The organism is Arthrobacter sp. K41, assembly GCF_059089645.1.
Genome location: NZ_JBNHEW010000003.1, coordinates 460,388 through 483,061 on the forward strand (window position 1 = coordinate 460,388; position 22,674 = coordinate 483,061).

At 60.4% G+C, this 22,674-nt stretch carries 7 protein-coding genes; 2 read left to right on the forward strand and 5 right to left on the reverse strand.

Going from position 1 to position 22,674, the window contains the following annotated elements:
* The first annotated feature begins 9 nt into the window (after positions 1 to 9).
* Together AC5RTE_RS09745 and drmB are read left to right on the forward strand one after the other, a co-directional pair.
* Positions 10 to 3,210, forward strand: coding sequence for a helicase-related protein (locus AC5RTE_RS09745; RefSeq protein WP_494041177.1), 3,201 nt, complete (start codon positions 10 to 12; stop codon positions 3,208 to 3,210).
* Complete coding sequence (drmB, locus tag AC5RTE_RS09750; RefSeq protein ID WP_494041178.1) at positions 3,203 to 5,293, forward strand: DrmB family protein; 2,091 nt, start codon at positions 3,203 to 3,205, stop codon at positions 5,291 to 5,293. Before AC5RTE_RS09745 ends, drmB begins: the two co-directional genes overlap by 8 nt.
* A gap of 55 nt (positions 5,294 to 5,348) precedes the next feature.
* On the opposite strand, the gene AC5RTE_RS09755 is transcribed toward drmB, so the two are convergent.
* The 5 genes from AC5RTE_RS09755 to AC5RTE_RS09775 form a co-directional block, all read right to left on the reverse strand.
* Entirely contained in the window at positions 5,349 to 6,272 is a 924-nt protein-coding gene (locus tag AC5RTE_RS09755) for a protein NO VEIN domain-containing protein (protein ID WP_494041179.1), read from the reverse strand.
* 96 nt (positions 6,273 to 6,368) lie between these two features.
* A complete protein-coding gene (locus tag AC5RTE_RS09760; RefSeq protein WP_494041180.1) occupies positions 6,369 to 8,624 on the reverse strand; it encodes a 3'-5' exonuclease in 2,256 nt (751 codons plus the stop codon).
* Between the two features lies 1 nt (position 8,625).
* Positions 8,626 to 15,036 carry a DEAD/DEAH box helicase gene (locus AC5RTE_RS09765; protein WP_494041181.1) on the reverse strand — a complete coding sequence of 2,137 codons (6,411 nt, stop codon included), beginning with the start codon at positions 15,034 to 15,036 and terminating at the stop codon, positions 8,626 to 8,628.
* On the reverse strand, positions 15,036 to 19,661 hold the full coding sequence (locus AC5RTE_RS09770; protein ID WP_494041182.1) for an Eco57I restriction-modification methylase domain-containing protein: 4,626 nt from the start codon (positions 19,659 to 19,661) through the stop codon (positions 15,036 to 15,038). The genes AC5RTE_RS09765 and AC5RTE_RS09770 overlap by 1 nt, the downstream gene beginning before the upstream one ends.
* Positions 19,661 to 22,522 carry a helicase-related protein gene (locus tag AC5RTE_RS09775; RefSeq protein ID WP_494041183.1) on the reverse strand — a complete coding sequence of 954 codons (2,862 nt, stop codon included), beginning with the start codon at positions 22,520 to 22,522 and terminating at the stop codon, positions 19,661 to 19,663. The genes AC5RTE_RS09770 and AC5RTE_RS09775 overlap by 1 nt, the downstream gene beginning before the upstream one ends.
* Between the last annotated feature and the right edge of the window lie 152 nt (positions 22,523 to 22,674).

Consider the following 22,674-nt stretch of genomic DNA (forward strand, 5'->3'; position numbering starts at 1 on the left):
GAGCAACAAGTGTCGATATTGGATGCCAAGTACGCCTTCCGCCGGGAAATGGTAGACCGACTCGAAACCGATCTCAATGGTCCTGGGGCCAGCGACGAGCTGATTACGGAACGTCCGCTCGAACGCTATGTCACCGGCGTCCTTTGGCCCGCAGCTGACGATACCTACGTAGAAGCCCCTGACGAGCCAGAGTCGGTTGCTGCAGCTTCAGGAGAGGTCTCCGTGGACAGCTCCGTCGCGAACGCCCGCCTGACCTATCCCAGCAGTGTAGGCCTTACCGTCTCCGTGGATACAAACCGTTCCACGTCCCTGGCGGTCACCCCAACAGCAGCGCGCTACACGCCAATAGCCACTGTCAGGGAGAGTGGCAGCAAGCGGCGTGACACTTACGATTGGCAGCGAACTGCCGCTGATTTGCCGGAGATTGAGGTAGATCTTGCTGCATCGGGACCTCAGCGTCACATGCTTGAGGGCGGCGCCCTGGAGCTGTATGCGTTGGTGCGTGCCCCGGAAGATGCTGTTGTTACTGTCACCGTTGTTCTCCGAAACACGCAACCCAAGCCGGACCCGGCCTCCGACAAGGATGTGGCGTGCTGGTTCCAGGCTGGCGTTTCAGTCCACACGCCAGTCCCGGCGCTGGTAGACCGTTCCAAGCTCCGCACCAGCGTCCCGTCCGACCCCGACTTGGCGTCCTCGGAGCTTCTCTACCGCAATCACATGGTTTTCGGGGCAGGCCACGGGTGCGCAATCGAAGTACAAGAGTCCGACGTCGACGGGCGGCTTTGTCAACGAGTCTCGTCAACGTTTGTCCCCCGGCAAGACGTCCACAGATCCATGGCTGGAGGCAGTGCCGCCAATCTCTCGCTGCCTTTCATGGCAGCAGCACCTCGTGAAGAAGTCGTTGCCGAACTCAGCCGCCTCGCAGAGGACTACTCAACCTGGATCGCGGCATCCACTGCATCTGCAACACAGGACGGGCCAGCGTTCGTGCCACCCCACCTTCGCGGGGTCGCGGACGAACACATGAAGCAGGCGGGCATCGCCCACACTCGCATCAAGGCTGGAATCAGATTGCTCGCCGATGATGCAAAAGCCTTTGAGGCGTTTCAGTTGGCGAACAAAGCAATGCACATGCAGCGTTCCCGCCAGGACTGGGTACGAAAAGGAGCCAAGGGCGATTTCAAACTTGGCGAGCAGAGCTGGCGCCCCTTCCAGATCGCTTTCATCCTCATCAATCTGCCGTCTCTAACGGACGACCTGCACGAGGAAAGGGACCTAGCCGATCTTCTTTGGTTTCCCACCGGTGGTGGAAAAACCGAAGCATACCTCGGGCTTATCGCCTATCTCCTGCTGCTTCGGCGACTTCGCGATACCAGTGTTCGCGGCGTTGCAGTGATCATGCGCTACACGCTGCGACTTCTGACCATCCAACAGTTCGAGCGCGCCGCCATGCTCATCTGCTCCCTGGAATCCGTGCGGCTGGACAACGAGAACCGTCTCGGAGGCGCATCGTTTAGCATCGGGCTCTGGGTCGGCGGAGGCGCCACCCCGAACGACATTGCGACTGCGAGGACGAACCTCGGAAAGCTCAGGAGCAATCAGGAAGTCATTGAAGGCAACCCAAAACAGATAGAAGCATGCCCTTGGTGTGGCACCCGACTCACCGTTGACGACTACAGGATTACCAAGGTCCCGACAGATCGAATGACTGTGACGTGTTCCAATCGTTCATGCGACTTCAGTGACGGCCTTCCCGTTCATATAGTCGACACGGATGTTTATAGGGAGCGCCCGGAGCTCGTGATCGGCACTGTCGACAAGTTCGCAGGGATGTCCTGGCGTGGCGAAATTGCAGCCCTTTTTGGACGCCTCTCCCCTGCTGATCTGGGCCCGGACCTGATTATCCAGGATGAGCTTCACCTTATTTCCGGCCCCCTCGGTTCTACTGTTGGATTGTTCGAAACGGCTGTCGACCTGGCCGCCGGTGGCATCGGGCGTGAAGGGGGCTCAGAAGCCAGAAAGCCAAAGATCGTTGCCTCCACGGCTACGATTCGAAGGGCTGAAGACCAGATTCGGTCCGTCTTTAACCGTCAGTCCAGCCTGTTCCCGCCTCCGGGACTTGATCCTGACGACTCCTTCTTTGCCCAGAAGGCCCCTTCTGACCAATTCGGGACACGCCAATACGTTGGAGTGCTCGCGTCCGGCACCAGTCATGCGACGCTCATGGTCCGCACCTACGCCTCGTTGTTGCACTCGGCCAACCTTATTGAGGCGGCAACGGCCGAAGACCGCGACCCTTACTGGACCCTCATGGGGTACTTCAACAGTCTCCGTGTTCTTGGCTCCGCTTACCTTCAGGTATACGACGACGTCCGGGCCCGGCTTAATCTGCTGGCGAAACGTGACGGCAGGCTTGAGGGCCGTGGAATTCAATTGAGTGAGCTGACAAGTCGCGTTGAAAACCACAAAATTCCAGAAGCGCTCAAGTCCTTGGAGAAGAGCTTGATGAGTGGCCAGGTACCTGAGGACGTTGTATTGGCCACCAACATGATTTCAGTTGGCCTGGACGTCGACCGTCTGGGGCTCATGGCAGTGATGGGACAGCCCCAATCCAGCGCAGAGTACATTCAAGCAACGAGCCGCGTTGGGCGACAGCACCCGGGCTTGGTAGTGACCATCTTCAACTCAGCGCGCACACGGGACCGCTCACACTACGAATCCTTCAATGACTTCCATGGAGCGCTTTACCGGGCAGTTGAAGCAACCAGTGCCACGCCCTTCGCAGCACGGTCCCGGGACCGTGGACTTCATGCCACGCTGGTCTCAGCGCTGAGGATGCTTGTTCCCGAGCTCCGTGGCACTGCTGGGCACGTCAGAGACGAATCCCCGGCAGTAGACGAAGTCATGACCTGGATAGGCAACCGGGTGGCGTCCGTCGACCACGAGGAGTCACTCGCTACACGCGAAGAACTAGAACGGCTTCTCAACATCTGGCGAAAGGCCGCCCTTGCCGACGCTGACCTGCCTTACCAGGACACAAAGAAAGCCCCCCGGTCGCTCCTCATAGATTCGAGCAAAGCCCTAGAAGATCCGGACTTTGTCTATAGCACCAGCACCATTCCGTGGCCCACACCCCGAAGTATGCGCGACGTGGACGCAGAAACGACGCTCCGGCCCGCACCCATGAGGAAGGACGCCTCCCTTGGCTAAGAAGACCTATGCCGCCAGACGCAGTCAGCTGATCTCTACGTTTGGAGTCGGCAGTCTGTTCCCAGCCGAAAACAACAGCTTCATGATCACCAGCATTGATCAGTGGGACAGGAAGCATTTGAAGCCAGTCAGTGAGCCACGTCTCGCACGGAGCTTGGGGGTTTCCGAGCTCCTGCTGCCTCCAGCCGGAGCACGGGGCAGGATCCCCGTAGTTCGTTTTCCCCAGCTACTCGTATGCCCAAAGTGCAATCGCCTCGGGAAAGTCCAGCAGCTCCAAGCGTCGTACGAGGATCCCAAATGTGGGTTGTGTAAATCCCTTGCACCACTTACTCCCTCCCGATTCGTGGTTGCGTGCGAGGACGGACACATCGACGATTTTCCTTATTCCTACTGGGTCCATGGGTTCTCTCCGACTGAAGAGGCAAACCACCTACTCTCGCTTGCTTCCGAAGGGCGTACGTCGTCGCTGGCGGATATGGTGGTCCGGTGTTCATGTGGGAAATCCCGAACCATGGCCGACGCCTTCAACTCCATAGCCTTGAAGGAAATGAAATGCCAGGGCAACAGGCCCTGGCTAGGTTGGGGTTATCGGGAACGCGAATGCGGCAAAGCGCCAAAGACTGTCCAACGCGGTGCGTCCAATGTTTGGTTTCCGGTAGTTAGATCCGCCATCTCCATACCGCCCTACTCAGAGTTTCTTGCAAAGGTGGTGACGTCAAAGGCATCCCAGCTCAGTCAGCCCCAGGCTCTTGATCCCGGGTCCACATGGGTCCTCGAGGGCGTCGTGAAGGAATTTGACGGCCGTTTCTCTGTTGACGAACTCCGTGCGGAAATCAGGCGTCAGTTCCACGGCAGTGAACAGACTGAGCTCTCGGAAGACCAGCTTCGGGAGCAGGAATTCCTCGCATTGATGAACGGCCGCAAAGATAGTCCGGACACGGACTTCGTTGCCGACAAAGTAGCCGTTCCAACTGCCCACCAGCATTGGATCAAGGCGGCACGAAAAATCACTCGGCTACGAGAGGTGCGGGCTCTTTACGGCTTTAGTCGTCTACAACCCAGGGGTGAGGACAAGCCCGACGCGAAGTTGTCGCCGCTATCGCCGGATGACAACCGCCAGAACTGGCTGCCCGCCATCGAGACCCTTGGCGAGGGACTCTTCGTAGCCCTGGACAGGGCCCAGGTTGAGGCTTGGGCAAAAACAGACTTCGCCGCAAGCCGGGAGAATACTCTGCGGATCAATGCCAAGCGTGCAGCGAAGCAGCGCGGACTGGATCCGGTCCCTGTGAGCATTGTCGAGACTCTGGTCCATACGTTGTCTCACATCATCATCGACCAGCTTTCCCTCGACGCAGGCTACCCGGCATCTTCAATCCGGGAACGTCTCTATGTGGGTCAGGATCAGGTCGGAGTGCTTCTTTACACGGCCTCATCGGACTCGGCCGGCAGCCTGGGTGGCATCGCAGCGCAGGCGCGCCCGAAGCGGCTTGGTCCTGCACTGGATGAAGGCTTGTTCCGTACATCGTGGTGCTCGGCAGACCCTGTCTGCATCGAGTCCCGAGGGTCAGGAACGGATGCGCGAAACCTCGCAGCTTGCCATTGTTGCGTTCTCGTCCCTGAAACCAGCTGCGAGCTGTTCAATTCAAATCTGGACCGGGGCAGTCTATTCGGCGTGCACGGGCAGATTGGGCTCGGTTTTCTTGAATGGGCAAAGTTGAATCCTCTAGGGACGCTTGGCGTCCAGGCTTCAGGAAAATCTGCAGTTGCCGAAGACTTGGGCATTCCGGAAAGCATCCGGCAGAGCGCCTGGCTGACCGTCTTTACGGAATCCGGTTCCGACTTGAAGGAACTGATCCCTGAACTTGTAGAAGTGGAAGTGGAGCCCGGAGACTGGGGCGCCGACATTGGCCCGGATAACCAGTGGCAAGTAGATCTGTCTTGGGCGGCCTCGCGTGTTGCGGTCCTGGTGGACCGCGATGACGAGCGGGACGACTGGCTCGCGGAGCAGGGTTGGACCACGTATCACACGAAGGACTTCGCACCTTCCGATCTCGCGGACAAGCTGGCCGACAAAGTTTACTGATGCCTTGTGCGGCGAGGGGGTCGGGAGTCCGACCCCCTCCCCGCATCACAGATTTCTAATCCAGGAAGTACTCATAACTCAAGGGCACGAGGTTTTCGGGCGACGGCTTCCAGTCGGGATACACACTCATCAGCCCGTCTGCGGTAGTTATGTTGCCATCCAGATGGCGCTCCCATTGGATCTCTGCAACCACCACTAGGTCTGTCTGTTCGAACTCATTGGCGTTGGTCACCTCGTTGCGGGTGAGGATGACCTTCTGAACGTGACCTTGAGAGCCCTTCACTTCGACGCGACGAACTTCGTCACCACGCACCGCTTCCAGGTCGTAGGACCGGTATGCTCCGACGTCCTGCACCGTGAACCCCGAAGTCTCGTAGTGCGTAATTGCCTGACGCACGGCCTGCATCTCGATGGCTTTCTTCAGGACCGGATCCGCGCAAAAGCCAGCGTAGCGCTGCCTCACACCGTTTTGCCCACTCACAGGCGGCGCAACAAGCGGCCGATCAAAGCCGCCCCAGTCGCTGTCAGGCAGTAAATCAGGGACTGCATCAATGACTTGCGCCGGCATCTTGAACAAATAGCCCTGGTTTGGCTTCAGTCCTGCCGTCGGGTGCCGGTTGAAAGGAAAATGTATGTCCTGCTTGGGGTTGGCATATTTAGCGCGAAGCATGTCGAGAATGCCAAGAATGAGTCCTTCATGCTGACGCAGCTCATCAAGCAATAGAGGTCGGGAAAGAGGTTCATAGTCCGCCAAGGGAATCGTATCGGCACTCTCCCCCAGCCAGTTGCCCGAGCCCGACCGAAGTTCGCCAGCGACTCGTGAAACCCCGTAGATACCCGGTTTCCAGCGCTTTGGGTTTTTCCTACTCACCCAATGCAGCACTACGTCGCCAACTCTTACATCGTGCATCCGGTCGTGGTTGCCTGTGGGCGGAGCAATGAGTTGGGTTCCAAACTTGGGTTCGTACGCGATTTCCATCCAGTACCGCTGTTTGGCGTCTCCATCCCACCATCGGGACTTCGCCGCTGTCGATCCTGCCGCCATTTCTCCCCCAATTGCCGTTATGTATGGAAACTACTTTGTACCAAGCAGCTCTGACGGTTTGCCGCTCCATGACACGACAAGCCCGTCCCGGGCCCTCGTAGCAGCCACATAGAGGAGCGAACGCTCACGCAGAAGCGCATCCGCTTGTTCGGCCGGAGCCAGGTTCTGCAACTGGTATGCAGCCGGCATCGACTGATCTGACATGCCGAACAGAACAACTCTGGTGAACTCCATGCCCTTTGATCGGTGCATAGTCATTACTGCCGGCACCCCGGAAGCAGCGGCGGATCCGGCAATCCGCGCCTCTAGTCCCCGTTCATTAAGTCCGCTGATAACCTTGCCAATCTGGAAGTTCGCGCGAACCAGGATGCCGACTGTTTCAAGCGGCACGCCTTCCTCCTGCCATGTCCGCAGCGTCTGGGCGAGGTTGTCCAGCTCCTCCACATAGGACGTTGCCGCGTGTTCCTGCGGCTTCGGTCCCACACGGGAAGACGTATATCCGTTGACGGATTCATCGGTGCCCTCAATGTCCGTGACTGGAATGCCTTTCAGAAGTCCGACGGCGTACGCCAGGTTCTGCTGTGTGGTGCGGTAGTTGAGGGTCAGCCGCCGAGACCGGCCGACAATTCCGATGCCAAAACGGGACAGCGGCACCTTTTGTCCGTAGATGCGCTGGTGGGAATCTTCTGCAATGAACAGGTCGTCAGGACCCTGCTGCACCAGTTCCCGGAGGAATATCCAGTGACCGGCGTGCAAGTCCTGGGCCTCATCGATGAGCACGTGGTCCGCCATCCGGGTCAGGCCATTCTCGGCGCGCTGCCTCAGGATCAAAGCTGCGAGGTGTGCCATCTCAACAAAGGAGGCATGCATGTCGATCCGGTTGTAGTACCTGTAGCCCTCGATGACCTTCCATACGGCCAGCCTCTTGGCACGGTTTAGTGCTGTGCCGCGCCCCGCGCGGGGGACCTTGAGATACTCGTCTTTACCCGTAATGAAGTTTGGCAGCACGACGGTCTCGTATTCCTGCTGAAGGAATGTGGGATTGGCGAGCTCAGGTTCGAGTTCGTGCTCCACGTCGCTAAGCGCGGATTCCCATTGTTGGCGCGCTCGATCGGCCTCCAGTATCTTGCCAGGAGCTGCAGCCTCCAGGCCAAACAGATCTTTCATCGACTGCCGCTGTTCCACTTCGGAGGCCGCACGAAAGATCTTGCTGACGAGCGAATCCACGCCGGCAACATGAATACCTCGGTCACCAGGCTTGGACGAGCGAGGAAGACCTGCGTCGAGCTTTGCCAGTCCGCTCTCAAGCGACTCAGCAAGAGTAGTGGTGTACGTCGTCAGTACTATGCGAGAAGAAGGCTCCGCGAGAGCAAGCGCCCTTGCCCGGTGTAGCAGCACAACGGTTTTGCCTGTGCCGGCACCGCCGGAAAGTCTGAAGGATCCGCTGTAGCCGCGTTCGGCATAGACGCGCTGTTCGGGGTGAAGGAAGGTACGCCAGGAGTCAAAGTCGCCGCCTGCGATGACTTTCTTCAGTTCTTCGGAGTTGTCCCCCACGAAAGTGAACTGCATCTTCGTTGCCGGGTGCTCGAGCGCCCGCTTGATCTTGTCCTCTTCGGACTCTTCCGGGTTATCGACGTAGCGGCTCAGGGCCAGCTTGTCTTGAACATCCGATACAGACGTACCCGCGGCAAGTTCCAGCAGCGCCGTGGCCTGCCACTCCGGAGCATCGCCCAATACATCCAGAAGCTCCTCGTCAGATGAAGCGGCGAAGGCTCTGTCCACAAGATCAGCAGCGAGGCCGAGGGTTGCCACCAACTCGCTTTGATCCATCCCGCACGCCGCGAGCGGGTTCATCCACAGCTGTGGTGATTCAGGCTCTGCCTCCTCGGGAGCCTCCGGCTCAACCACCTCGACTGGTTCCTCGGTGACGGTGTCCGACGGCGGCACGGGAGCCGGCGTTGAGGCACGCACCACCTCGAGGACACCGTTGACTGAGTTCACCTGCAGCACGCTGGATCGGGCAATGTCGATTGCCTGGTCGTGTGGCCATGCACCGTAGTAGAAGTAGTGCGGGATGTTCTCGAAAGCAACTTTGAAGAGGACTGCGCGGTAGTTCAAATCGATACGGCCAGTGCGGACGCGAGGGTCGGCAGGCGTATGCATCGGTTCGATGTGGAGGCCCGGTGCAGTGTCGTCTTTCTGCAACTTCTCAAAGAAGGAATAGACCTTGGCCTTCATTGCGCCGTCGATCTTGTCCTTTTGCTTGATCCAAGTCACGAGTGCCACGTCAAGCCCCCTTTGCCTTTAGCAGTTCACGTATTTCATCAACGTCAATTCCCACGGTGGTCCATCCCGAGGCTTCCAGCCCTTCACGTTCGTCACCGTCGAATACCACGGCAAGGTGATGGTCCGGCCAGGCGATTGAAACTGGCACGCCGTCCACCTCGTATCCGAGCCCCGGCAAAATATCCAGACCGGCAGTGGCAAGCTGCAACAGCAGTGTTTTTTCGAATTCAGTTGCCTGATCCAACAGTGGCTTCCACGCGGGTCCGACCTCATCCGCCATTTCCTGGCGGGCGACTTCTGCAGCAACCGAGCCGCCGGGGCTCACGTCGGAAGCTACGGATCCGATGGTCAAACCTATGGGTTTGAATGCCAGGAGGTTGGAAAGCTGCAGCCAAACGCGCCAAGAGGCTTCGTGTGAAGAAGAAGCCAGTGCATCCTGCCGATCATCCACGCAAAGGCCGACGGCGATTGTGGACAGGCTGTTAGGCGAGCCCGCGGCAGCAAAGCCGACGCTGCCGGATCGGTACGTCCAGGCGGTCACACTTCCAGTGGGCAGCGGGGGCTGTTCTCCACGGGCCAAGGCCACAGCATGCCCGTAAACGGCGTCCGCGTCCGAAGGCTGCGGCTTCTGCTGCATGAGCATCATCGGTACCAGCTCAGAAAACTTAGCCCAGGCTTCAGGGTCCGGCTTGTTGACCCACTGCCAGAGCATGCTCATGGCATCCCGGCCCAGCACACCCATGATGGACGCGTCCACAGGGAACTTGGCCATCAGCTGTGCGTTCAGCTTGGCGTTTGCCCAGGACGGCAGCGCAATAGGCGCCGTCGGACCCGCCTCAAACGCGGTTACGTCCTCCCATGTGACAGCCCAAGGAACCACAGCAGAAGACAGATCCGAGGTGTGTCGAAGCTTGTCGCGCTTCTCGGCGTCGTCCGCGATCCGGTTGTGCTCCGGCGACGCGTGGAATGCGAAACCGTCGGTGTAAATCGCCAGCACCGGAAAGTTCGGGTCCGGCGGTCCTTTCAGCAGGAAGTCCGGCCGTGTGCTGGCAACATCCACCTGCGGCAGAAGCTGCCACTGGAAGCTCTGACCGGGGATGCGGAAGGTGATAGTGTCGGCGAGCGCACCGGGGGTGACCTTGGTGTGCGCGCCCACTGCTTTGAGCCGGTCCATCCAGGCTTTCCGGAACCGCTTTTCCAGCAATGATTCGATGGACGTTTCGGCGCTCGGCGCTTCTTCGGTTACGGTCCAGTCCGAGTACGACGGCGGGACCTCACCATCGGCGGCCTTCTGCCCCGAGCGCAGGAGGAGACCAAGCAGCCGCTCCGCACTTGCGCGGGCGACCTTGTCGACCTGCCATGGCTCGGCGTGCGGCAGGAGGCAGTGGTGGCAGGCAAGGCGTTCCTCGAACCGGCAGCTGCAGTCGCGCACGATCTCCCAAGCTGCGTACAGCAGCTCCCATACACGTTTCGCATTTGCGAACTCTGCTAGGTATCCCGTGCCTCCGGGGACCTTGTCGTGGAGCAGGAGTGCGATCCGGCCACCGCCATGTGCGGGATCGTTGATCTTCAGCACCCCGAGGTGGTCAGGTGCACCGCCCAGGACTTTCTGGAGACCCATGAGCAGCGCGGCCTGAAGACTCGGCACCGAGAAATCGTCCCCGTAGATGACATCCAGCGGAAGGTGTAACACGACGCCTTGCGTATTGAGCTCGCGCGCCAGGACTACTTCCTTGATGCTCTCCTGGGTTTCCTTCCGGAACTTGCACCAGAACCGGTGCTCGTTCGGCCGGTTCTCCTTGGCCGATTGGTCCAGCTGGCCACAGTAGGAGCACAGCCGGAACATTGGAGTTCGAACATCGTCGCCGGCGATGGTTCGTACTCCGCCGTTGGACGCGGTCCGCCCGGTGTTGATCCACCGGATATCCACGCGGTTGAAGTACTCCGCGCCGAACTCATACCCTTCCACGAACCAGCGCTTTTGCAGGTGCTGCTGGTCGATGTCAGCCGCTGCAGCGATCGTGAACCGTTCACGGACGCGGTTATCGCGGCGGTCGTTGATGGCGGCCTCGTCGCGTCGTACTTCGGCGGAGACTTTTTTCATGACCACGACGTCGAAGATCTGGCCCATGTCGGATATTGCCGCCGTCGTACACCTGACGCAACTGGTGACGGGTGCGCTGGTGCTGACGTCGGTCTTGACCCAGCCGCACTGCGGGCACACCTGCCATTTCTGAACGTGGCTCTGCTGCGGCCCAAGGTCCACGGCATCGATCAGGATCTCCATGCCCTGGGCGTAAAACGTGGCACCGGGGGCGAACTCGCTGAGCGCTATGGAGGCGCCGCGGTTGTACGTGACGGTGTCCGTGACGAACTCCTGCGTGTCGGCATCTTTCCAGGACAGCCCCACGTCCAGGCTCACGGAATCGTCCAGCAGGGTGTAGTTGGGCAGGACGCCGTAGGCCTCCAAGACGGAGATCCAGTAATCGCCGCGGAGCTGCTTGAGCTGGTCGCCGATCATGCGGAGAGTGGCTTTAGCAGTGCGGAGTGCTTGAACTGCGTCAGAGGACTTGTCCTCGAGCCGCTCCGCTTCTTTGGCGGCTGCCTCCAGCTCCGGCAGAGCCTTGTCGATTTCCTTGCGGCGGGCCTCGAGCTCGTCGATGTCGGCTTTCCAGTCCCCTGCCGCCCGGATGAGGTGCCGAGCGAGACCGCTGGGCTCACCGTCGTCGTGCTCGGATGCCCAAGCCATAAGCCGATGGCGGCTTCCCTCGGACACCTTTCCACCGAACTGGCCAAGGAACTCAGCCAGGTACGTCTTGGCATTCGCCGTGGCGTCCTGGATCAGGTCCCCGATGAACGAGCCCGGTGCAACGCTTCCTAGGGCCTGGACCGCGTCGCGGGGGTGGGGGCGACCGGCGGTCCGTGCGAACCGGTCTGCCACGTGGGCCACATACTGGCGCCCCAGAATTTCTTCTGCGTCCAGATAAGTTGCAGGCGGCCGGACCTCACCGTTGATGACAGACAGCGGGTCATGCAGCTTGGGCAGATGCTCGCCGCGGCCCCGCACAAATGCGAGGACCAGCGAGTTGCCCGTGAGGCGGCCTGCACGGCCGACGCGCTGCAGGTAGGAGGCGACCGAAGTAGGCAGCGAGGCAAGCATGACGCAGGAGAGGTCACCGATGTCGATGCCCATCTCCAAAGTGGGCGTGGCCACCAGGACATTGAGAGCCTGTGGATTGTCGGATCCCGACTTGAACTGGGTCTCGTAGAGAATACGGGTCTTGTCGTCCAGGAGGGAGGTGTGCTCCCGTGCGACCACACGTTTGCTTTCCCGCGAGGAGTAAAGGTCCCGGTAGAAGTTCCGGGAGTCGCCCGCCTGGCGTTCCAACCTTCCGCTGCACCGGACAAGAGTGCACGGGGCGCCGTCGAGCTGGTCGATGACGGTCAGGCTCCCGGGCGTCACGGCCTTGCAGACCTTGCACGCGAGGACATGGCGGCCGGACTCGAGGTCGTCAACGGCGGGAACGGAGAGCATGATCTTGGCCGGATCCAGCCAGTAGACATCGGCTCCGGAGTTGGTGCTGGTCTTGCCAAGCACGCCGTCTTCTTCCAGCGCGGTGATCAGCGCTTTGGAAAGGTAGCCGCTGTCCGACGGCGCAATGCCGAGGCAGCGCGCCGTCCACCGGGAGTACCACGACGTTGATGGAGTGACGGTGTCAAGGTTGTCGGTCGTGGCGTCCGCGCGGCCAATCCGCGGGAACGCCGGCGCGGGTCGCCCGGACGGGAAAGCAGGCATGCCTTCCCCTTTGGGCCGGCCTCCCCAGATCTGCCACCGTTTGCCGTCCGTGGCGATGTAGCCCTTGAGCCACTCGTGGTTGATGCCGCCTTGGAGGCGGATCCGCTCCACAGTGCCGCGGATCCACTGCAGCAACTGCTGGTCGGTAGGCGGAGTGTCCCCCACCATCGTCTGATGCTGCACCGAGTCGTACGCCCGGCGGGCGACGGCGAGCATGCGTGTGGCGCTGCCTGCATCCGTCTCGACGGCGAGAGATCCGGTGAGCTCCAGTGTCCGGCCGGTGCGGGACTGCAGGCCGAGCTCCAGGAGGGCGTCGAACTGCAGGCGGCGCCTGGCGAAGCGGCGTCCTCGCGCCTGTTCAGCCGGTGTAGCTTTCGGGTTCCAGAACTGCTTGAAACTCTGGCGGTCAACGTATTCGGGGGCGACCAGCTGATAGCGCTCCGTGGGCGATTTCGCATTGGCAATGGCAGCCTCGACAACCTCTGAGAGTGTCGCCGTATCTTCGCCCAGGGCCCAGCGCAGCGCAGTGCGGAGCGTCATGGTGTGGGAGCGTGACTGCACATAGCCAGCACGGTGGGCGGCGTCCTGAACGCTGTCGGTGAAGACCAGCGCCTTCTTCTCTCCCTCGTCCAGGCCCTCTGCACCGAAGAGGTTGGAGATGCTCACGGAGAGCATCGTTGCGATGGCACTGCCCATAAAGGCGATGCCTTCCTTTGCCAGGCATGACGGGCAGACGTCCCTCTTTGATTGATCGTCCGCATCCTGGCCCGTCAGCATCAGCACGGGAATAACGCGGCCTTCCGCCAGGTCCGCGCTGTCAGCGGCGGGAGGAGTTTTGGAAAGGCCCCTATTGACCGTGTGCAACCAGTGCAGTCCCTGGACCTGTTCCGCGCCGTCCTGCCGGAACTCGATAATGTCGGCCTCGGCGGCGGCAGAGATGAGAGTTCTGAACCTCGGGTTGTTCGCCAGGCGGGCCTCGCGGATCTTGGAGTCGTCCAGCTCCAGATCCATGCCGGTAGGTGCCAGGACGGCGCCCCAGCCGGACCGTCCGCAGTGCCGGCAATAGACGGCGGGCAGGAACATGTCGTTCGACTGATCGATTCCGTCATCTGACCAGCGGAACCGAGGCACTGTGTCCACGGCTGCGTCCACACGGGACATTTCGCGGATCCAAAGGTGGGTTTCGACCGTCAGTTCAGAACGGCCCACGGTCGCGCGAACATGACTCAATAAGGCGATAAAACATGAAAGGTACTCTTCCGCATCGTCCCGGTCTGCGTCCCAAAGCATGGTTCGTCGCGAAAAAATGCGATCAGAAAGGTCTCGAAGGGAGATCGCTTCAGTAGCGTGCTTGAGGACCTCCAGTGTCAGCGGATGGCGACGAAGGCTCAGTTCCAGATTCGCTGGAGGAGTTCGAAATAGCGTGTCGGCAATAGCGTCTACCAGCGTCGTCTCTACCTCAACATCGATGCCGCTTTCTGGCTCGTTCCACCAACGATCGGTACCAGGCGCCCCATATATATGCTCTAGCGCGGGAGACATGTCCTCTGCGATCGCATCGAGGGAACGAAAATCGGCGTCATGTCCGCCTTGACCCCAAGCTGGACCGGACATACGCGCTTCCGTGATTACGGACTCGGGCGGGAACACTTCACCAAATACCGTTTCCGCAAAACGGAGCATAGCTTCCGGGTCACCCTTGCTGCCAAGGGTTGCGGACGTGGCTATAGGGGTCACACGGCCGAGCGGCCTAGCCCGGTCCTCTTCGCTCAGACCGTGCGTACGATTTCCTAGGTCGTCCGGCCAGTAGCTCTTGAGCGTCAGCCCGAGTCGGCGCAGCAGCATGGCGACGTCAGTTCCTTGGGCGCCGTCGTAGGTGTGAAACTCGTCGAGGACGACGTACTGCAAGCTCGTCGAGGACTTCTGCCAGAGAGGGGCGTCCTCCTGGCGGAGCAGGAGCATGTCCAGCATTTTGTAGTTGGTCAGCATGATGTCAGGCGGGTCCTCGCGAAAGACCTGCCGGTCATTGATCAGCCCATCATGGGAGACTTTGGTGCGGCTGGTGTCCTGCTGCCCAGTGTAGATTCCGGCACTGATCCCGGAGAGTTCGGAGTAAGTGGTCAGCATCTCGGCCAGGCGCTTGCCCTGGTCATTGGCCAGGGCGTTCATTGGGTAGAGGATGAGCGCTTTCATACCCGTGACACCATCGCGTTTCGCCCGTAGGACGTGATCCAGGATGGGGTACAGGAATGCCTCGGTCTTACCGGAACCCGTTCCCGTTGTGATGAGGGTGGGCTCGGGACGCTGGAGTCCTTCGGCGGCGCTATCTTGGCCAGTAGCTTTGCTGCTCAGTCGCTGAAATGCTCGCGCCTGGTGGCCATAGGGCTCGAAACCCTCGTACCAGTCCAGGCAGTCCCGCCAACCAAATTCAGCCGTTTCAAAGGGCAGTCGCAGCCGAACGTACGAACCCTTGAACAGGCCGCTGTCCGGATCAGCAAGGAAGTCCTTTATGGCGGACTGTGCATTGCCATCGGTGAGAGCAAACGTCGTGGCAAGGTAGTCTGAGAGGCCGCGGCGGAGGTCGCCAGCTTGGCGGGTGGGCATCAGTTCCGACATCAGGAGTTCTCCACTAGCATTCTCGAGAAATGTTCGTACGCCTTGCGCATGTCTTCCTCGCGGTCAAAGCCCTGGAACGGGAACTCGAAGACGTACTCGACACCGCTTTGCGGGTGCGTCCAAGTTCGCTCTTCAGGAGTGAGGTTCTCGCTACGCAACCTATACTGCTTATTCATCTCCCCTGGCACTTTACGGCCGTTGACGTCGTATAGGTCATTTCGTTCATAGGCATGAAGGACCGGAAATTGAGTGCGGTAAATCGCACAAAGCTCGTCAGCGGATAGTCCGACTTCGATTGCAACTAGGGCATCCAGCTCCACCTCGGCTTTACGCCGCTTGGCCGCCGTCCTTAAGGCCTTTTCGAGCGACCACTCTGAGCCCATAACTTCAGTCCATAAAGTTGAGTAAGTGCCCGTCAGACATACAAGTCGGGCTGCTCGTTCGACAATTGCATCTGCGAGAAGACTCTCGTGGTTGAATCTCGGAAGCTGTCCAAGGAGCGAAAACTGAATCTCGCTGGAACCCGAAGATTTGATCAAGAAGTCAGCAGGCAAACTCGCTAGAACTCCAAGTTGCCCCAGCATTAATCGTGCGTTCGAAAACGGTCCGGCCGAATACACGGGGTTCACGTGCGCGGCGCCGGGAGGAATAAGCCCAATGTGGAGAGTGCGCTTGCTTGCGATGGCAGCCATACGACGCCACGCCAACCGGAATTGGTCGCGAACCGGTACCGATACCCCATCAGAGTTAAGCCACATTCCATAGTCGCGAGAATAACGATCAGGATCGCCCTTGGGCTGATAGGCCGTGCGAGGCAAGAAATCGCAAGGTATAGCCTCGAGATCGATTTCATCCCAGTCGTTGTTGCTCCTAACGACTTTTCGTGGCTGCTTTGAAAACGGATTAGCAACCGTAAAGTGGGGCCCCTGCAGGATGACATCATTCCACGAGGCTGGAAAGCCTGGCCCTATCTCGAAGTATCCATTCTTGCGATCCGCCGTTTCGTGCCAACCTGCTGAGTACTGCAGAGATAACTCCCGAAAACGCGGCGCTTTACTCAGCTTTTCAAGAACACTAGAGCTGGCCAGGTTAACCGGATAAACCATCCGAGCCTGCATGGCAGGGGTTCCTGGTTCATCGAGAATGTCAGCCCAGACCCGGAGTACCGACAGATCAACGTCGACGATGCGTTCGGAATGCGGTCGAATATCCCATTCGCCGCCAGCGTTCTTTAGCGCCGGCGCTTCTCCCGACCCGTCATGCCACATGGACCGTTCCACGGTGTCCGGCTGGTACAGCGAAGCAGCCATTTTGAAACCGGGCTCATCCCGGCGCCCGCAATAAATATGGACCCCAAATTCAAGCTGATCAGTCAGGTCGGCAAAGAGCTTCTTTTTGTTGCGGAACTGCCAGTGGCGGCGTAGACGCCGGTATGTCTCGGTCCGAAGGTGAGCCGCACGCTTCTCCGTGAAGTGCGATTCCGGATGTAACAAACCGACGGCACCGATACTTGACGCGGAACGCCAGGTGCGGACCATGAACGCCCGATAGAGGTCCGGCTGCAGGCCAGCCAACACGGAGTAGTCACCGACTGATCCTACGAATTCCGAAAGGACGGCCGTAGGAATCGCGTTTTCAACGAAATACTCCCGCATGCCCTTCTCCGCAAGAGTCTCGCCGCGCTTGACCTTAATCTGTGCCTGGGTCGGTTTCTCCGCCAGCTGCCACCACGGATCCCCCTCGGCAAGAAGCGCGGCTTCATCCGACCGCGGCCTTACCCATGGCGGGTTACCCACCTGAAGATCGAACCCACCTCGTCCAAAGACGGACGCGAAGTCGAGTTCCCAGTGGAAGAAGCCCTGTTCGGCGGCGATATTTTCGCACACCTGCAGCCACGCATGTTGTTTCTTGATGATGTCGATGTCGGAGGCCAGGGCAAAGGCAAGGTCGGCCCGTTCGGCGTCGTTCAGTTCGGCCCAGGTTGACGCGGCACCTAAGGTCTGCTGCCCTGCCATCTTCGATTCTTTGCCCTGTAGGCCAAGAATCGCTTCGAGTGCGGCGAGCCATTCGTCCAGGATCGGTGGTGTTGCCCCGCCGGTCGCGCGCTCTGTCAGTGGCCAGAACCACAGCGCATTCCAGGCATCCATGACCCGGCGAAGGCGCTGGTAGGCGCCATTCGGGTCGTTGAGAGTATCTTCAATCTGCTCGCGGGTGACGGCTTGGGCCTGAGTGTCTGCAACGCCAGCTTCAAAAACAACCGCAGGGTGTTTGCCGAAGTAGTCGATGTCCCGGCGGGCCTCCGCCTCGGCGACCTGCAGTCGGCGCAGCGTGAGCTTCCACAGTGATTCCGCACGGCGGCCAAGGTTCACCATGCGGTCGACCTGGGTCTTGCTTGGCTTGGACTTGATCTTGTTGCGCCAGGTCTTGAGCGCCTGCTGGGATTCCGATGCAAGGTCCTTTACGTCCTTGGCGTCGGCGGCCGTGCCCCAGCCCTCGGCAGGGAGTAGAAAATGGTGGATGCGCCCGACCACGTTGGGATCGTCGGTCTGGGCCGTCATGGCGTCGACGAGTCCGGGAAGGGGTGCGTCCTGCGGGGCGCTCTTCAACCATGATTTGTCATTCACCGACTGCCGGGAGTATGTGGCCCGGCGGGCACCCAACAGGGAGTTTCCGCGGCGCAGGCGAAGCCCGAACCAGGGCGCCTGCAGGTCCTTCACCATGGTGTCGAGCCAGAGGGAGACTTCGGCGAGTTCCACCGCCGTCGAATTCAGGTCCACGCCGTGGACCTGGTGCAGGGCGATCTGAGCCTTGACCTTCTGAAGTTCCTGCGGGTATTCGTCCGCGGGGATCCTGACGTCAAGCTCGTCCTGCTTGCGCTTCAGGTACTCGTCGGCGAGCTGGCGGACAGCTTCCAAGGCGAACGCGCCGGAACCCAGCGCCGGTTCACACACCGTGAGCTTGAGAACATCGTCAGCCGGAGTGACTCCGCCGTCTTGGTCCAGCAACTCCTCCAGAGCCTGCGACACGACGAACTTCGTGAGTACCTCTGGTGTGTAATAGGAGGCAGACTGCTGACGTTCCCGGCCCGCGAGACGGAAAACGAATGAACCGGTCTCGTGAAGCACGAGCTTCTTCTCGCCTGTCCGCTCGTCCTCGTACTTAACAAAGTGCTTCGCATCGATTGAGTCGGAGCGGTCCACCGGGACCACCCAAGAACCCTTCTCAGGGTTGCCGTCCTTGGCTACCTCGTACAGGGGCTCAGCTGCGATGAAGCCTGTATACGACATCAGCCCTTCGTAGACGGCGCCAAGTTGGTTGATGCCGAGCTCCGCGTAGGAGATAAATCCGCGGTCCTTTCCACGGGCCTCTTTGCTCAGCAGCAGATGCTGCAGGACGCGCTGAAGCCCTCCGTTGCTCAACTTTGCCTCGTTAATGAGGGAAGTAGCCGATTTTTGGAAGAGATCCGCCTTCAGTGGCTGGAAGTTGAGACCTTCGTTGTCCCCGGACGGGACTTCAGTCAGCGATCCCCGCCCCGGCTTGTGGCCGCCGTCGACTAGCCTGAACAGCCGCTCCAGCGATTCGTAAATGTGAGTGCCACGCTGCGATTCCTGCGATTGGATGTTGACGAGCGTCAGTTCCCGGAGCCGGTCGAGGCCGTACCCCTCGTTGTATTCGCCTGCACCGACGGGCAACACGCCCATCTCGGGGGAGGCCTCTGCGTACAGCAGGAACAGAATGCGGTAGAGGAACCGCAAAGACTGTCGGGCCAGGCCCCGACCGTCGACATCGTCGACGGGGAGCCCACGAGCGGCTCGCCTCTTGAGAACGTCATTGGCGATGATTTCGATGGAACGGCGGATACCCTCCCGCAGGTCCTGCGACACACCCACCGTGTGTTTGACGGAAGCCGCCAGGACGTCATCCCACCAGATGGACCCATCGGGAGTTGGCATGAGCGAGTCCCGCCCGAAAATGGCAAGGAAGCGATCGGTTTCCGAGTGCTTTCTAGTGTCGTTACGGTCGGCAACCAGCAGGGCGTCAGCGGAAAGGTAGCGGCCCTCGGCCCAGCGTTCCTGCTCCGTCAGCACCAGCCAGCGTCCGGCCATAATAACCACGTACTTGGGCGAACGTTCCGCAAGATAAATTTCGGAGACGACCTTGGCCAGCATCAGGGACGGCGTCGTCTCCTTGCCGTCGACGAGGACGCGTTCGAGCGGCTTTACCGAAGACAAAACATCTTCAGCAGCGTCGGCTGTTCCGGCCTCAAGAAACAGGACGTCGGAATCGTCCGTCTTCCACACGCCGGGAACCAATGTCTCGGTGCCGCTGCGCTCAAAGGTGACTGCCGCCGTCGTACCTTTGAATCCCAGCGCGGTGCGCAGGAGGGCGTATGCCTCGCGAGCGCCCGCAGGGTCCTCGGCCAGTCCGGCGAGGAGGATCTGCAGCCGGCCGCGGACTTCGGCGAAGCGGGACAGCGTGGTGGGGTGGCCTTCCTTGGCTTGCTCGTCCCAGGACTTCCGGAGCTTGATGACTTCCGCCTGGAAGGACTCTTTGGTGGAATCCGTGGTGAAGAAGTGTTCGCTGATCCAGTCTTCACCGACAACGATCGAATCAAAGGACGGCATTACTGGTCAGCACCTTCCGGTACGGCTGTAGGGGTATTGCGGGGAACGACGATCAGAAGCGGGCGGACCAGGCGCTGGGCCGGAGCGAGCGACTCGGCGATGAGCTGTTCCTCAGTGACGCGCTCGCGCTGTTTCTTGACCTCGGTCCGTTGCGTGAGCTCGAAGGACAGCTGGGTCCAGCCCGTGGCGCGGTCCGTCCACGACTGGAGCCGCTGCTCGGCGGCACTGGCCGCGGACTCGAACGTCATTTGCATTGTCTGCCTGGCGTTCTCCACTGCGCGTGGGAGGAGGGCCTGCAGGCCCTCCAGGCTGACGGGGCCGGGATTGGTCGCCTTGTTGTGGATGCCGATCGCTGCCAGGTGGTCACCCAGGTCCTCCAGGGGCTGGTCCATGCAGAAGTTGGGATTGGTTGGGTCGGGGAACTCGACGGCGATGAACGCCTTGGACACGACCTGGCCGCGCCGGTTCATGAGGGTGCCCATGAGGAGAACTTGCGGCGAGTCAACGTCGCCACGGACGGCGAGCACTTCGCTGCGTGACATTGAACCCAACGCGCGGTCGCTCGCCCAGTCCAGGACGGGGTGGAGCGGGCCGAGATAGTGGGCTTCCGGCCAGCTCATGTCATCGGATTCACGGGCACGGTCCAGTTCACGGGTGCCAGCTTCCACGGTAGTGGCGAGCTTGAGGGTCTCCGTGACCCTGCGCTCTGACAGGTATTCCTGGGGAAGGTACCCCAGACGGTGCTGTAGGTCCAACGGCGGCTTCAGCTCAGCGAGTCCGTGGCCTGGATGAACAGTCCAGCCGAGTTTCTTCTGGGGCTCGCCGAAGGCCTCATTCAGGGCTTCGTCTAGGAAGTCCAAGTCCGTAGCGTAGAGGCCCAGGGACTTTTCCACGGGTATGTCCTCGCTTGGTCCGTCCTGGTTGAGGGCCTCGAAGTCGAGGAAGTCCCAGACGTCGCCCGACTCCGGGTCCGGGCCTGGTTCGCCGACGGTGTCATCGAAGTCCTTTTTGCCGAGGAGGACTTCGAGGATGGCATCCTCCTCCTGCTTGACGCTGTACTTCCCCATGAGGGAGGCGACGTCATTGAGCACCGCATGCGCTTCATGCTCACGCTCCATGAGCCGGGTGAGCACCTTGATGTCGCCCGAGAAGCGCGTGTTGCTCGGGTTCAGCAGAAGAGTGGCGATTTGGGGCTTGTGGCGCTGGCCGAAGCGGTCAATGCGGCCGTTGCGCTGCTCGATCCGGATGAGGCTCCAAGGGATGTCGAAGTGGATCAGGTGGTGGCATTCGGCGTGCAGGTTGACGCCTTCCGACGCCACGTCGCCGGTGACGAGAACACGCAGCGGGCTGTTGCCGCGCTTGAACTGGTCCACGATGCTCTGCTGCTCAACGTCGCTGAGACCGCCATGGAGGAGGCCGACATTTTCGGGCTTGAGGCCGAGTGCCTTGGGCAGAGTCTCCCGCAACCACTTGAGCGTGGCGACGCGCTCGGCGAACACAACCGCTCTGGTTGGGGATCCCTTGCCTACGCCGATCTTCTTTAGGTAGCTGACAAGTTCGTGGTATTTTCCTGATTCGCCAATGTTGGCCTTTTCTGCAAGCTGGCGGAGACGACCCAACGCCTCAGTCTCCCTGGCCTCGGTGGGGGCATCGGCGTCGAGCTTTTTCAGACGCTCCGTTACTGTCTCCAACAATGCGGCTGGGCTGGAAAGAAAGGCCTTGGCGAGCGTCCAGGAGAACAGGGCCCCATTCTGTCCTGAGTACGGGGACGGCCGGCCCTCAGGGTAAAGCCACGTGTCCGAGAGCTCCTCGGCGATAGCGTCCTCAGCTGCAGAGGCGGCTACGAGCCGATTGTCCGGTTCCTCCCGCTCGGCCCAGTCCGCGCCGACTTCCTGGGCGACCTCAGGGCTATGCCGGTGCCGGCGGATGATAAGGTTTTCCACCTGCTTGGGATCAAAGGTCCCGTCAGGGCGGACCACCGTGGGGTCAAGGAGCCGGAGGAGCTCGGCAAAGGACTCGTTGCGGCCATTGTGCGGCGTCGCCGAGGCGAGGATCAGGGCTTCCGTGTTGGGGGCGAGGATGCGGGCGAGCTCGTTGTTGAGAGTGCCGGTGTTGGTGAGGTTGTGGGACTCATCGATGACGACGGCGTCCCAGTTCAGCTTGCCGAGGTGGGCGCGGTAGCGGGCGCTCTTCAGGGTATCGATGGAGATGATGGCGCGCTTGTAATAGGTGAAGGGGTTGCGCGTGGCAGGCAGCTTTTGGCGCACCTTCTGGATTCCGGCGGAGTCCAAGCGGACGAACGGGAGGGCGAAGCGGCACCACAGTTCGTGCTGCATCTGCTCCAGGACGTGGCGGGGCGTTACTACGAGGATCCGTTCTCCGCGGCCGCGCTTGACCAGTTCACTCAGAATCATGCCGATCTCGAGCGTCTTCCCAAGGCCGACAGCGTCGGCGATAAGGATCCGGGGCCTGATGTTCTTGGTGTCCAGGGCCTTCGCGACGGCGATCTGCTGATACTTCAGGTTTCTCGAGAGCATGCGCGTTGAGACCGTGAGGTGTTCCGCGGACTGCGGTGTGGGCGTCTTGCGCAGCGTGGTCTCCAGGAAGAGGCGCGCTTTGCGGTAGTTCGGAGTGTCATCCGCGACAACCTTGGACTTGGCCGGGTCAACGACCTCGATGTCGTCCAGAGCTGAGTAGAAGGCAGCCGTTGTATCCCTCACGAGCTCGCTTAAGCCTTGAACTCTGATGAGTGTGCCATCGACGGACTTTTCGAGGCTGGTGACCAGCCACTCCTCATCACGCACGTGGACCACCGAACCGGGTGCGACGTTGAGTTCCCGGTTTTCGGCTGTAACTGTCAAGACCTGCTCCTGTGTTTGCTGCTTCCCCATTGGGAGGTGCCACCCATCAGTTGCAGTAGAGCCTCCTAAGCCATTATGTACGGCAATTTGGCATAAGGCAGGCCATCTTCCTGGCCATGATGCACATATAGGGCCACTTGTGCCGCTGCCAG

What these genes read in the sequence shown, in the direction of transcription:
- AC5RTE_RS09765 (WP_494041181.1), bottom strand. Translation starts at nt 15,036, where the DNA reads ATGTCGGAACTGATGCCCACCCGCCAAGCTGGCGACCTCCGCCGCGGC.
- AC5RTE_RS09770 (WP_494041182.1), bottom strand. Translation starts at nt 19,661, where the DNA reads ATGCCGTCCTTTGATTCGATCGTTGTCGGTGAAGACTGGATCAGCGAA.
- AC5RTE_RS09755 (WP_494041179.1), bottom strand. Translation starts at nt 6,272, where the DNA reads ATGGAAATCGCGTACGAACCCAAGTTTGGAACCCAACTCATTGCTCCG.